Raw genomic sequence first — 13,725 nt, 5'->3', positions numbered from 1 at the left:
ACCCTCATCAATTGTGCAGCCACAATGCTGCTTATCAACTATTCATAATCTGCATCGTTTCGTGACACTCAATAACCAGGATTCTGATCTTCCTGATTTATTTCCGGATTATTATTAATTTCATTTTCGGGGATAGGCCACAAGTACCTCTCATCAATAAATGACTTACCTGCTCTTTCCAATTCTACTTCAACTTTACCAGTACGTTTCAAATCCCACCATCTTTTACCTTCCAATAAAAATTCGTAAGCTTTTTCCTGTAATACAGCATCTTGAAATTCTTCCAAGCTCATATCCGCAGTATAATCTATGGGAGAGGCAGAATTGATGTTATATCCATATGCTCTTCTTTTTATTGTATTCAAAGCATCAACAGCTTCAGCTGTAGGTCCTCCATTAGCCATAGATTCCGATTCAGCAAAAATTAAATAGGCTTCAGCAAAACGAAACACTGGATTACTATAAATACTTAATCCTGCCTCATTTGTAATAAACTTTTTAAAAAGTACAGGAGAGGAAGAAGGTAGTTGTACCCACTCTCCATCACTATTTAAATAACTATCATAAAGATTGAAACCTTTGCGTAAATCATTATCATTCCATTCTTCTCCTAAAAATGATTCCAATACTGGTAACCAGGCAAAATATCCAGCACTTCCATAATTATATGGAGGGGTATTACCTCTATGTATAAATGTGGGTATACTAGATTGACGAGTCTCTGAATGTTGTACTGCCAGGATGTATTCAGGATTGGTATTGGTAGCAAAAATATTATAAAAATCTTCAGATTCATTAACTGGTATCAAATCAAATGGCCCATTATCTATAATTTCCTTAGATACTCGGGCAGCTTCTGCCCACTGCTCCAGAGTTAAATAAACCTCTGCTAATAACATTTTAGCCGCCCATACTGTCAGTCTTCCACTTTTACTATCCAGATTTTCAGGTAAATTTTTCTCTGCTTCCAGGGCATCACTTAAAATCAATTCATAAACGGCAGCCTCTGACTCTCGCGGATTAGCCAAAGTACTGACATCGACACTTTCTGAGGTTTTTATTGGCACAGCACCAAAACCACGGACTAAGTTAAAATAAGATAAAGCCCTAAAAAAATAAGCTTCTGATAAGATTCTACTTTGAACCTGTGGATCAATATCAACAATACCAGGTACATTATCCAAGACAGAGTTTGCACGGTTTATTGTAGAATAGAAGGAACTCCATATACTACCCGCTCGATTTATATTTGATTGATCAAGAATTTGATCAAAAAAAGAAATAGGAGCTTGAGACCCCCGCCCGTTTGCATAATCGCTGTGTAATACTGAAAACAACCAGAAAGTAATCCCATAGTTATTTGCAAAAGAAGAATAAACCCCTGTTATTGCTCCTTCAGCATCAGACTCATTTTGGTAATAATTCGCTTTGGAAATAAAGTTTTTTGGTACTTCTTTTAATGTTTCCTCACAAGAAAAAAATCCGATAAGTATTGTTACTATAATTAATATCTTTTTCATCTTTCAATTTTTATTTTTTAGAAATTCAATTGAACTCCGGCACCAATAACTTTTGAACTTGGATAAGCAGACTCATCTATTCCTATCTGTAACCTGCTTCCAATACTTTGTGAATCCGTACCAGCAGTATTTACTTCGGGATCCAATCCGATATAGTCTGTAAATGTTAATAGATTGGTTCCCTTAATATAAATTCTGCCATATTCAAATCCCGTCAAGCCCCATTTATTTAATGGTAAATTATATGCCAATTGAATTGATTTTAACCGTAAATATGAACCGTCTTCGATAAACCGATTGGAAGCTCGCATCTGGGTTTGACTGCTAATCACCGGGTATTTAGCATTGGGATTTGGATTTTCTGCTGTCCAATAATTCCCAAAAAGATCTGCAAATTGATTTTGCCCTCTTTGAAAAGAATTTAAGTTTGTATACGCTGTCCTGAAAAATATGTCATTTCCAACTGATCCCTGAAAAAAGATATTTAAATCAAATCCTTTATATGATAAATTTGTATTAAAACCATATATAAAATCGGGATATGGCGTCCCTAAAATAATACGGTCAGCTGCATTAATCAAATCATCATTATTTATGTCCTGGTATTTGATTAAACCATTTTCATCAAGTCCATTTTCTACATATCCAAAAAAACTACCTAATGGTTCACCTACACGGGCAATATTCATCCCTGACAATCCGGTACTTTGACCACTTGAAATAACATCGCTATCACCAGCTAATTTGACTACCTTATTATTATTAGTGGAAACCTGGGTTCTTATATCCCATTTAAAATCACCATCAAAAATGTTCACTCCGGCACTGAATTCGACACCTTGATTTTGGATTTCACCTACGTTCTGGAGAATTGATCCAAATCCTACCGAAGGCGGTAACGGAACAGAAGCGAGAAGATTAAAAGTATTCTTCCTGTAATAATCTAATGTAAAATCGAATTTTCCGTTTAATAGCGCAAAGTCCAGCCCCACATCAAATTCATTTGTAGTCTCCCACCTTAATTGACTATTAGCTATGCCAGAGGGTGCAAATCCTACACTTTCAGAATTATCGCCATAAATATACTTTACCGATGACAACCTATTTAGTGATTGATAGGGTGACAATGCTGTATTACCGGTAACCCCGTAACTAAATCTCAATTTCAAATTATCAATATTCGCATTGTCTTTCAAAAACTCTTCCTCGGAAATTCGCCAGGCAATAGCTCCTGAAGGGAAAACACCCCACTTATTATCGTCTCCAAATCGAGAGGATCCGTCTGCTCTAACACTTGCGGTTAAATAATACTTCCCTTGAAAATCATAAGTACCTCTACCCAAAAAAGAAACCAACTTCCATTCTGAAATACCTGATGAAGGAGGATTAATGGTTTCAGCAGATCCCAAATTATAATTTTCAGTGATATTGTTGGAAAATCCCGACACCGAAATGGATGTAAATTGACTCCTATATGATTGATATGTATTACCTGCCAACAATGTTAACTTACTATTGTCATTAAAATCCAAGGCATAGTTCAGTGTGTTCTCATTAAGAAATGAATTCCATCCGGAATTTCTTGTTGAAGCACCCCCTCGATCATTAGGAAAGATAATAGGACTAAAACCTTCACTTTCGGTATCTTCATATTCTAAACCAAATCTGGATTTAAAAGTTAATCCCTTTGCCAATTTAAAATCAAGAGCACTATTAAAAAGTATTGTATTAGCTACCGTCTGACTTTTCCTTGGTTCACTCCACAAAAGAGGATTTCTCATATCAATTGAACCAAAAGAATAAATCTGTTCAATTCGAGTGTATTGTCCATTTTCATCATAGACCGGCAGCGTCGGAGGCGCAGAAAGAGCGCCAGAATACAAGTTATTCCCACGCGTTCCATTATTCACAGGAACTGTCCTGTTTTGTCTTCTTGAAATATTCAAATTAGTGGCCAGGCTAACCCAATCTTTTATGTCATGATCAAGGTTTAGACGAAATGAACCTTTCTTCACACCAGAATTAATTATAATTCCATCTTGTTGATAAAAGTTGCCGGATAGAGAATAATTTGTCTTATCAGTTCTGCCACTGAAGTCAAGTGTATAGTTTTGAACAGGCGCTGCTCTAAAAATTATATCCTGCCAATCCGTGCCAGGATCCTGCACTTGGTTAACGTCAAAAAATGGTTGATCACCATTATTTCTTAACCATTCGTTTGCAACTTCAGCATATTGCTTGGCATCTAATACATCAAAACGATTAATTTCATTTTGCACACCATAGTACCCAGAAAAAGATATCTTTCCACTTTCACCCTGTGTTCCTCTTTTCGTTGTAATAATAACTACTCCATTTGCACCTCGTGCTCCATATATAGCTGTAGCGGATGCATCTTTTAAGATATTCATAGATTCAATATCCGATGGATTGAGAAAATTAATTCCCCCCGTCACTGGAAATCCATCTACCACATACAATGGACCATTACTACCAATCATTGAATTTCCACCACGAATCCTTACTTCTATCCTGGATCCAGGTTGGCCTGAGTTCTGTGTAACTTGTACTCCACTGGCTCTTCCGATAAGAGCTTGTTCTACATTATATACAGGCAATGCTTCCAGTTCTTCCGTTCCTACCTGAGCAACCGCACCGGTAAGATCTGCCTTCTTTTGAGATCCATATCCAACAACGACCACTTCTTCCAACGTCTGGGTGTCCTCGGAAAGAGTAATATTTAAATTTGTCCTGCCTGATATAGGGACTTCCGTAGTCTGATATCCGATATATGAAAACACAATTACAGCATTCTCATTTACATCGTTTAGTGTGAATTCTCCATTAAAATCAGTAGCGGTTCCATTGTCTGTACCCTTTACTAAAACATTGACACCAATAAGTGGTGTACCATTTACATCAACTACCTTACCTGTAACATCCAGTACCAATTTTTTTGAATCAATGCTGTTGATTATTGATGTTCTCAGTAATTTTGGAGTAGGAACTAACTCCCTTTTTATGTCTTCCTCCTTATCATCCACAATTTCCTGAAAATGACGTATCATTTCCTTCAGAGATTCTATTCCTTGCCTATCATTCTTATAAATCACTACATACCTGTGGTTGAACATATGATACTTTAAATCCGTATCTTTTAATACGGAAGAAATAGCTTCATCTACATTACTGGAAACAGCAGGGTCATAATTCACTTTCACATTTGAAACAATAGATCGGTCATAATTAAAAAGAACCTGGTACTTTTCACTTATCTGCTGAATGGCTTCAATAAGCAATATTTCCTGGTTGTCCGAGGTGGATACGGGAGCATTCTTCCCTGTTGACAGGGGCAATTGCCATACCATAACCATCATCCACAATAAAAGCATTTTTGATTTTACTTTTAATTGAAGTAAAATTTGTAATTTCATCGAAATTTGATTTAAAGAGTTATTCAATCCCGTGATTGGGGAATATTTTGTCTCGAAAAAAGACTGAACTTTACATTACTGCTCCAACAGTAATTTAAATTTTTTCCCCAGTCACTATTTTATTATTACCTTTTCATTTTCTTCTAAAAATTCAGCATCTACCATAAATTTCATTAATCCTACTACTGTCTCCCAGTCCGACGAAGGGACACTCACGTCCACCTTCATATCCAGTAAGCTGCTATCCTGAACTTCAAATGTCTTTCCGTACACATCGTTGAGTTCCTTCAATACTATGTCCAGCTCCATGTCCTCATAAATTAATGACCCGGTTTTCCAGGATGCGGATTCTTTGGTCGTAGTATTTTTCTTTTGTATTATTTTATTTTTGATGCTTGAGTAACTTAATAGATCCCCCGGCACCATCTCAACGACACTGGGAATTATCTCATTTCGATCCGCCAGTTCATTTTTACTACCTACTTCTCCTCCTGGTGACAAAGTCTCTTCTATGTCTCCCTTAGGATTAAGCAGCAGTCTTACTTTTCCCGATTCCAGAAATACATCCGTCTGGTTCCTGCGATTTGTTACATTAAAAGTCGTTCCGGTTACATTAACCGTCAGGTCAGGAGTAACTACCTGGAAAGGTATTTCTTCGTTGTGGGCAACATCAAAAAAAGCTTCTCCTTCAATCTCTATAGTACGAATTTCTCTACGTTCCCAATTTTTGTCCCAGGTTAATTTCGTGTTGCCGTTGAGTTTAACTTTACTATTGTCATTTAATACAATTTCTTGTGTCTCTCCAAATCCGGTCTGGTATACATTTATTTGGGTACGGTTTAACCAAAACCAGGCAAATAGACCGATAATTAGCAAAAACCCCGCTGCTACTGAAACCGGACGTATCCAAGACGTTTTTCTAGTTTTCTTCAAATAATTATCACCTTCTTTCTCTTCAAATCTCTTTAGAAATGTATCCCAATCCAATGAATCCATCCTTTCTGAAACAACCTCGTTATTCCACTCATTTCTCAATACGTGCTTTAAAGAATATAACTCTTCATTACTCTTCAAAAGATCAAAAAGTTCTTCCAATTCCTGAGTCGAACAAGTTCTGTCAAGGTATTTCTGATATAAAACTTTTACTTTTTTATTATTACCCACCTACTTATATTTAATTTTTAAATAACACTCAAAACCTAAATAAATTTTGCGCATTAAATATTTTGCGTAAATTTAGAGTATAAGACGTTTGAAAAATTTTATCGTACTAGTTGATTTATTTTTTTTTAAAAAAATTTGGATTATAATTGCATTTAGGATCAATTTAACCTTCTTTCTTTCGGATAGACCAAATCAAAATGAATAAGGAATATATAAAAAGCTTATTTAATGAATACCGTGATAAGGTATTTGGGTTCTTCGTTAAGAACCTGGGAGATCGAGAGTTAGCCAAAGATTTGACCCAGGAAGTTTTTTATAAATTGTGTAAAAAAGGAGATCAAATTGTTGAAATTCAGGAGATCAATAGTTACATATTCCTTATGACCCGAAACATTATATTTGACCATTTGAGAAAAGCAGCTAATGAAAGAGATTATCGCGATCACCTTATCAGAGAATGGAAAGAAACACCATTAGGGACAAATTTTCAGAAGCCGGAAGCTGAAAAACAAATTGAAACAGAATATTTCGACGAAATTTTTAACCAAACCGTCGACATTTTACCCCCACAGCAAAAATTGATCGTCACACTCAGTAAAAAAGAAGGACTTTCCAACCAATCCATTGCCAAAAAACTGGGCATTTCTCCCAATACCGTAAAAAACCACCTTCATCAGGCATTGAAAAGCTTAAGATCTTCTGTGAATCCGAATATGGATTTGATGGTTATCGGGTTGTTGGGATACTGGATGGTGGGCTTGTTGGGCGGTTAGACAGTAATCGTATTAAGAGCATGTTTAAATTTAACACTTTGGCCTGCCGCCGGCAAATTTTATCCTGTACTTCGTTGTGCGTCGGTCACGTAGCTTTGGCTGGAACCCACCCGGAAAAAGTATTTTCCGGTTCCTCATCGATCGCACATTTAGTGCCATCGGTGCCGCTTCGCCAGGCACTTTATTCGTCATCTCCTTTGGCCTCGTCCAGAACAAAATTTGCTCTGCATCGACTCAAAAGCCAATTTTAAACACACTCTAAAAAATATAGTCTAACTCGTATCTGGTTATAGATTTATGAATGTTTAATAAGATTCTCTGTATCTTCCGGGAAATCATCCGTATTCAATACAACTATCTGCAATTTCTCATTCCAACGGTCAAATCTTCCAAAATCACTTTTCGTTTAAAGAACTGCGGACTTTTCGTACAAATTCTACAGGTACTTCGGCTACGCTTGCAGCCTGCTCATCCGTAAAGCCCAATTGAACAATAAGGTTTCGAACTACCTTTTCCATGCCCTTTTCCATGCCCTTTTCCATGCCCTTTTCCATGCCCTTTTCCATGCCTTCCCTGATACCTTGTCGTTTGGCGCGATCCAGTAATAATTCTTCGATTCCCATCGTTTTATTTTTTTGTGTCAGCTTCTCAACTTCTTGTTCAAAAATTATATTATTTTCTATATTATCAAAACGTATATAATAGCGTAAAAAGTTCATTAGTATTCGGATTTTTTCTTTTGTCATTTGACGCCTTATAAGCTCTCGTGTCAACTCAACCTTTAATTTTAATAATCTCTCATCTCTTTGTTCACTATTCTTAATTTCTTTGCCGGCAAATGCAGCTTTCGCTATCATTACTACCAGGGCAAACGGATTTTCGTGAACTATCAACGCTTCATCTTCCCAGTCAAAAATTTTGTACAGATTAAATTGGTATCTGACCCTGGTTCCCAAAAACTCTCGTTCATAAGCGTTAGACCGAACCTGCTTATTATCTTCTGTTAAAATTGCATATGCCGAAATCGGTTTATTGTATTTATCCAATATACGATAATAGTATGTAAACATACGACGGGAAAAATCTTTGCGATAATTTCCCTGCACTTCCGTGTGAAGTAATACCCATTCTTCTTCACCTTCACGGGTATAGACCCTCGCCAGCTTATCAACAAATCTTGGGGAAAACTCATCGTCCTCCGGCGGGAACAACTGTTCCAACTCTTTGTCCAAAAAAACTACTCCCCTGTCCAGATCCAGGTATTGATCCACGTCCGGAAGAATAAAACGAAGGAAGTCATCAAATACATCTTCCAAGAGCCCTTTCCATAATCCATCATCCTGCCTTCTCTTCATAATGCTAAAAGTAAGAAGAAAAAAACATTTGTTCTTCATACCCACTCCAAACCCGAGCAAGCCGGAACCAATGACTTATCGAATCCCGATCTCTTATTTTGAACCACATAGACATATAGATGCACATAGATTTTTACATAAAGATTACCTCTGTTTTTTCTTTTCAATGTGAGCGTCTATGTATCTATGTTCCTATCCCTAAGGACGGGACAAGTGTGGTTCATTTTATTTCAAAGATAAAGGAGAATGTGATTTCCAGTCTTTGAAAAAAAAAAGCGTCACACGTCATCCAGGTATGCCACAGGATAGGGGACACAAACTTTGAATGTGAGCTCAACGGGCTCCTGAAAGTAATGAAGTTCTTTAAATTAACCGAAGGGGTGATCGTAACAAAGGACCATAAGGATCGATTCGAAAAAGAAGGACAGGTAGTAGAACTCCTAGCTGCTTATGAATTTATAACATCTTAATTGAGACCAACTTTTCTGATTTCTTCATTCATACTGTCAAACCTTCAGCTTTGACCCGCCTGTATAAATGATTAGGAGATCTTTCAAATTCCTCTTTTGTAGTCGGAACGAAAGAAATTACTTTACCCGTCTTCAGAGAAAGATCGTAAACACGGTCATTGATCTTTTCAATCTCTTTAAATACTGAAATATTTTTATCCCTCAGAACACAATAAGAAAATCCAGATCCGACTCATCTTTCGCATCACCGCGGGCATAAGAACCAAATAGAAGCACTTGTGACAATCTTTCTCCATAAAGAGCTAAGATAATTGTCCTAAACTGTAAAATAATATCTAATGTCCCTTTGTCCATAACTCAAAGATAGTTATTTTGAAACCAAGTTAAAAATCAGAGAAAAAGGTTTAAGTCTGAAAATTCAAATATTAATACAAAAACCCAAACAACCACAGCGGTATTTTATTTCCATCCGGATATTCAATATCGTCAAGAGCCAGATATGCATTCTTTTTCCCCGAAATCTGCTTCCTTCCCTTGGAGGCTCCGCCCACTTCAATCAGATACTTTCCATCGATTAAAAAATCACTTTTACAAAAGTGATTTTTTAATTCATATTCACTTATTGAAAAGTGAATTATGGCGAAATAAGAAAATCAGATTCGCCTCAGCACAACATACCATCCTGCATTATCCGGCACTTCAATAGGAACCTCTCGCCCACTACTTATAGTATCTTCTTTCTCAGGTTCTCCTGTACTCACACTTATCCACTTCACATCGAAAGCCCCTTCCCAATCCGCTAAATCCAATGTCACCTCACCGCCTAATGGGAAGTACAACACATACTCCTCCCCTTCATTAGCCGCCAAATAGCATTCATTCTCTTCCCGGTCACCCAACAATTCCATAGCAGGAGCTACATTCCAGAACTTCACCCATTCTTCCACCTGACGGGTCGCCCGTATCGACGCGATGGCCTTTTCATTCAACCCATTACCGGAGGGTGGTCTGTGGTGACGGACAGAAGCACAGCCCCCGATCACATTCCGGCAAAATCGTTCTACCCCGTCTTGATTAGTTCCCGAACCCCAATTCGATTCCCCTCCGCCGTATATCTTGGTATTATTTACAGGACGAAGAGTATATTGATCGCGCAATTCCATGATCCGTTGCAAGGTATCCCAATGCAGCTGGCCAAAATTCCGACTGTTGATCTGGGATACATCCATAAAGGTATAATACTCCGGCTGTGCGATCAGGTCCAGACACCGTTCACAAGTACTCACGCGGAAAAAATGATCGTACATATCGGTCAGGTGTACCTGTTTGCCTTTTTCCTTCGCTTTTGCCCGGATATAGTCAATCCAGTAATTTCCCCATTCCACAGGGGAAGTAGTTTCATTGTTCATACAATACAGTACATTTCCGTACTCCAGCGTATAGCTCAACATTTTATCAATGTACCGTTCCTGGTGTTCCCGGATCCGGCCCAGCCCGGTATGGTACATAGGCATCCCCGGAATCGTATGGAAAAAAGGCTGGCGATCAGCAGAGGGATGGGACGGATATTCTTGCTCGAAAAGGCTATCGACGTATTCATAATTCACATTATTTTGGGGGTTAAAGGGGTTCTTTTGCCAATACTCCCGGGAATAATCGAACCGGTCCCATACTTCAATCTGAACGATAATGTCCCGTTCATTGGTCCACTTCAAAAGGTTGGAAAATTTCTCCCAAAACGCCTCACTCCATTTTTCCAGGTCGTACTTTTCTCTATCCATTTCTCGGTATGGATTTACATTTCCGGAATCCCGAAAACTCATGGTATTCCGGATATAGTTGCCCCCGCACTCTACCAGTTCATCCAGATGAGACTCCAGGTCATTCATCTGAAATAAGTTATCGTCATCCGTAGCTCCCAAAAGCAGGACCGGTTCCCCTTTGTATTGCCAGTAGGCAGGATTATCCATATATGGTCGGATAAACTGATCATTAATGATTTCTCGTCCACACCCAAAAACAAATAAGAACATAGAAAGGAAAAAACATACTTTAACAACGGGTTTATAAAGACACATAAGACATAATATTTGGAGTTAATAATTTAATTCAATAAATTAGCCTTAGGTTAATTTCTAAAATCCAAACAAAATGAAAGCACTCTATTTATTCATTATCTTCTCGCTTATACAAGTGTCATCATTTCGACAACAAAACCATGAAAAACCCAACATCTTATGGATTACTTGCGAGGATATCAGCCCTTATTTGAGCTGTTATGGAGATTCGGAAGCCCTGACACCCAATATCGACAAACTGGCAGAAGAGGGGACATTATTCACCCGGGCTTTTGCCAATGCTCCCGTATGTGCAGTTTCCCGTTCGACTATTCTTACGGGAATGTATTCCACTACATTAGGGACCCATCAAATGAGGAGTATGCCCCAACTTCCTGCAAATATTCCGAATTACCCTTCCCTTCTGCGAGAAAATGGCTACTACTGCACGAATAATTCAAAAACCGATTATAATTCGAATTACGAAAAAGAAAAAAAGCTATTATGGGATGAAGTAAGTAGTGAAGCCCATTGGAAAAATGCGCCGGATAAAACACCTTTCTTCTCAGTTTTCAACATAACCAACACCCATGAAAGCCAATTGAGCCAAGACAGAATAAAGCACTATGTGTCGAATGAGGATCTCCCAAAATCACCCAGGATCAACCCAAAGTCTATTAATCTTCCTCCTTACCATCCCGACTTACCCGAAATCCGCCAGGACTGGGCCAGATTATACGATCAAATAACATTCATGGATTCCAAAGTGGGAACATTACTCGAAGAATTGGCACAATCCGGCAAAGCGGACAATACAATTATATTCTTCTATTCCGATCACGGCGGCCAATTGTCAGGATCCAAAAGATATATCTATTCCAGGGGGACCCACATACCATTAATTGTCTATTTTCCAAAAAAATGGCAACACCTCAATCCTACACCCTCAGGACAACCCAATGATGAGTTGGTAAGTTTTATAGACTTCCCGAAAACAATATTGTCCATTACAGAAAGTACTGTACCTGCGAAAATGCAAGGCAGGATATTCCTGGGGCCCGACAAAGAAAAGGGCCCGGATTATACCTATTTTTACAGGGATAGGATGGGAGCGCGCTATGATTTTTCCAGGGCGGTCACGGACGGGACACATTATTACATTTACAACTTCTACCCACACAAACCACGGGGAAGGGATTCCAGGTACGGACATTCAGTACAAACCAATTGGGGAGCCTGGGAAAAACATTATGATGCGGGTAAAACCAATCGATTGCAGAGCCTGTTTTTTAAACCCAAACCCACCGAGCAACTCTTCAATATCCAGAAAGATCCCTGGAATATAGAAAATTTAGCAGGTGAAAAAAAGTATAAGAAAACACAAGAAAAACTTTCCCGGGCATTGGATCAATGGATAATTGACACAAAAGACATTGGATTAATTCCCGAACCAATGATTTATGAATTGATCGGGAGCGATAAAAAGTACAAAACGATTTATGAGTTCGCACAAAGTCCGGAATATCCGGTCGAAGACATCCTACATACAGCTAAACTGTCCAGTCAGGGGCCCAATAAATATGAAACTTCCATCCAATCCAAAAATCCGGTCATTCGATATTGGGGCATTTATGGCCTCTTCCGGACTGAAAACATTGAAGAATCCAGTATCAACCAATTGAAAACAATAGCCATAAACGATCCAAGTGCAACCAATCGAGTAATGGCTATTCAAACCCTTGGTAAGCACGGCCAAACTGAAACTGCTTTTGACCTCTTGATGAAAGAAGCAAAAAATACAAAAGTTCCTTATCTATTCCTCATGGCAATAAACGCTTTCCAATACGGAAAACTGGATCACCTATTATCAAAAGATGATTGGGAAAGATTCAAATCCAAAGAATTTTCACTAAATGAAAACCAGGACCAATATGGAGGAGAATACGCACTCCGAATTATAAATGACGCATTAGACATTTGGCCAAAGCGAAGAAAGGTATATTGATTTAATCCGGATAATTGTGTCTGTATCTAATCCAATATATACCCAACTATTGATTTTGAATGGTTTTTGAGATGATCAAAAAAATGTCTAGTTTTTAGGGCTTTATTTCTTTTGGGTCTCCAACAGTTTTGAAGCCGCATTTTTTTGTATATCCAACATTCCAGTCAGGGGGTCAACATACTCCGGCTTCTCCACTCAGTAGCCAATTCTAAAACTTCATCGGTATGATCAGTATCATGCCGAATTACATTCAATGTATTAGCCATTCATCCATATCCAACTCTAAAACATTCAATACACGGGCTTTCTCGCTCTTTTCCAATTCGGAATAAACTTTTGCCAACTTGTTTTGAAGTTTATGGTCATTAAAATTCATTCTCAATAGAGATCTGAATGATAATTCCCTGAGGTAATCATTGCCGGTTATTTCCAAATTTTCCAACAACAGGTCATTGATCCTTTTGTTCGCGTGAAGTTTCTCATCTCCGAACAATTCAAGGATTAAATATGAATATTTTTCCCCATTATTTGAAAGCAGGCTTTCCAATAGTAAAACATCAATGCTAATACAGGTGCGGTCAACGACAGCAATTGCTCTTTTTCTCCCAGATGAACCAGATGCCATAACGTGTAAGTAGTGCATACTGTATCTTTCACTGATTCATCTGCTATTTCTTTCCGGGTAGCTCCTGTGACTCTATCCACTTCATCGATTACACCATTCACTAAGTCTTCGTATTCCCGCAGAGCGGACCAATCATTTTCGAGAAAAGCACTTTCAGATAAAATGTACCGTGTCTATCGCACTCCCTTTCCATACCCCCTTGCGGAACCTCGTGCTATACCTCCATATAAGTGGACTCGCACGAGATTGTCGAGTAAACCCGGGGAACTTCCCCCCGAGTTTCTCACAGAACCGTACGTGATACTCTCGCATCATACGGCTC

The 13,725-nt window shown here is 38.3% G+C and carries 10 protein-coding genes and 1 pseudogene; 3 read left to right on the top strand and 8 right to left on the bottom strand.

All coding sequences use genetic code 11. The features are described from left to right. Positions 1 to 68 precede the first annotated feature (68 nt). The 3 genes from LVD47_RS22965 to LVD47_RS22955 all read right to left on the bottom strand — a co-directional run bounded on the left by LVD47_RS22965 (position 69) and on the right by LVD47_RS22955 (position 6,118). Complete coding sequence (locus LVD47_RS22965; RefSeq protein ID WP_236981010.1) at positions 69 to 1,520, bottom strand: RagB/SusD family nutrient uptake outer membrane protein; 1,452 nt, start codon at positions 1,518 to 1,520, stop codon at positions 69 to 71. Between the two features lie 17 nt (positions 1,521 to 1,537). Further along, positions 1,538 to 4,954 (bottom strand): SusC/RagA family TonB-linked outer membrane protein, encoded by a 3,417-nt coding sequence (locus LVD47_RS22960; RefSeq protein ID WP_236981008.1) that lies wholly within the window; start codon positions 4,952 to 4,954, stop codon positions 1,538 to 1,540. Positions 4,955 to 5,068: 114 nt separating this feature from the next. Beyond that, positions 5,069 to 6,118 (bottom strand): FecR family protein, encoded by a 1,050-nt coding sequence (locus LVD47_RS22955; protein WP_236981006.1) that lies wholly within the window; start codon positions 6,116 to 6,118, stop codon positions 5,069 to 5,071. A 197-nt stretch (positions 6,119 to 6,315) separates the two neighbouring features. Here LVD47_RS22955 and LVD47_RS22950 point away from each other — a divergent pair, with 197 nt between their 5' ends. Next, positions 6,316 to 6,891: an RNA polymerase sigma factor gene (locus LVD47_RS22950; RefSeq protein ID WP_236981004.1), complete on the top strand. Its 576-nt coding sequence runs from the start codon at positions 6,316 to 6,318 to the stop codon at positions 6,889 to 6,891. Between the two features lie 395 nt (positions 6,892 to 7,286). Here LVD47_RS22950 and LVD47_RS22945 read toward each other — a convergent pair whose 3' ends face one another. From LVD47_RS22945 to LVD47_RS22940, 4 genes and pseudogenes are all read right to left on the bottom strand, one after another. Then, positions 7,287 to 8,246: an RpnC/YadD family protein gene (locus LVD47_RS22945; protein ID WP_236981002.1), complete on the bottom strand. Its 960-nt coding sequence runs from the start codon at positions 8,244 to 8,246 to the stop codon at positions 7,287 to 7,289. A 671-nt stretch (positions 8,247 to 8,917) separates the two neighbouring features. Beyond that, positions 8,918 to 9,070: a nucleotidyltransferase family protein gene (locus LVD47_RS24210; RefSeq protein ID WP_369427834.1), complete on the bottom strand. Its 153-nt coding sequence runs from the start codon at positions 9,068 to 9,070 to the stop codon at positions 8,918 to 8,920. Positions 9,071 to 9,141: 71 nt separating this feature from the next. Further along, positions 9,142 to 9,306 (bottom strand): annotated as a pseudogene (locus LVD47_RS24205) (AAA family ATPase); the annotation flags it as partial. A gap of 63 nt (positions 9,307 to 9,369) precedes the next feature. Beyond that, positions 9,370 to 10,794 (bottom strand): DUF6298 domain-containing protein, encoded by a 1,425-nt coding sequence (locus tag LVD47_RS22940; protein ID WP_236981000.1) that lies wholly within the window; start codon positions 10,792 to 10,794, stop codon positions 9,370 to 9,372. 73 nt (positions 10,795 to 10,867) lie between these two features. Here LVD47_RS22940 and LVD47_RS22935 point away from each other — a divergent pair, with 73 nt between their 5' ends. Then, on the top strand, positions 10,868 to 12,778 hold the full coding sequence (locus tag LVD47_RS22935) for a sulfatase family protein (protein ID WP_236980998.1): 1,911 nt from the start codon (positions 10,868 to 10,870) through the stop codon (positions 12,776 to 12,778). Between the two features lie 250 nt (positions 12,779 to 13,028). Here LVD47_RS22935 and LVD47_RS22930 read toward each other — a convergent pair whose 3' ends face one another. Then, positions 13,029 to 13,421, bottom strand: coding sequence for a hypothetical protein (locus LVD47_RS22930; protein ID WP_236980996.1), 393 nt, complete (start codon positions 13,419 to 13,421; stop codon positions 13,029 to 13,031). Between LVD47_RS22930 and LVD47_RS22925 the strand changes: the two genes are divergently transcribed. Further along, the coding region (locus tag LVD47_RS22925; RefSeq protein WP_236980994.1) for a hypothetical protein at positions 13,416 to 13,725 on the top strand (310 nt) is incomplete at its 3' end. The two genes, LVD47_RS22930 and LVD47_RS22925, sit on opposite strands and share 6 nt — an antisense overlap.

This window comes from Membranihabitans maritimus (assembly GCF_021729145.1).
In the GTDB taxonomy this organism is placed as follows: Bacteria; Bacteroidota; Bacteroidia; order Chitinophagales; family Saprospiraceae; genus Membranihabitans; species Membranihabitans maritimus.
The sequence above is the reverse complement of the archived record's forward strand: the minus strand, read 5'-3'. Positions and strand labels throughout refer to the sequence as shown.

Bases quoted from the DNA above. Each gene is read 5' to 3' on its own strand.
- LVD47_RS22965 (WP_236981010.1), bottom strand. From the start codon at position 1,520: ATGAAAAAGATATTAATTATAGTAACAATACTTATCGGATTTTTTTCT.
- LVD47_RS22960 (WP_236981008.1), bottom strand. From the start codon at position 4,954: ATGAAATTACAAATTTTACTTCAATTAAAAGTAAAATCAAAAATGCTT.
- LVD47_RS22950 (WP_236981004.1), top strand. From the start codon at position 6,316: ATGAATAAGGAATATATAAAAAGCTTATTTAATGAATACCGTGATAAG.
- LVD47_RS22945 (WP_236981002.1), bottom strand. From the start codon at position 8,246: ATGAAGAGAAGGCAGGATGATGGATTATGGAAAGGGCTCTTGGAAGAT.
- LVD47_RS24210 (WP_369427834.1), bottom strand. From the start codon at position 9,070: ATGGACAAAGGGACATTAGATATTATTTTACAGTTTAGGACAATTATC.
- LVD47_RS22940 (WP_236981000.1), bottom strand. From the start codon at position 10,794: ATGTGTCTTTATAAACCCGTTGTTAAAGTATGTTTTTTCCTTTCTATG.
- LVD47_RS22935 (WP_236980998.1), top strand. From the start codon at position 10,868: ATGAAAGCACTCTATTTATTCATTATCTTCTCGCTTATACAAGTGTCA.
- LVD47_RS22930 (WP_236980996.1), bottom strand. From the start codon at position 13,421: ATGCACTACTTACACGTTATGGCATCTGGTTCATCTGGGAGAAAAAGA.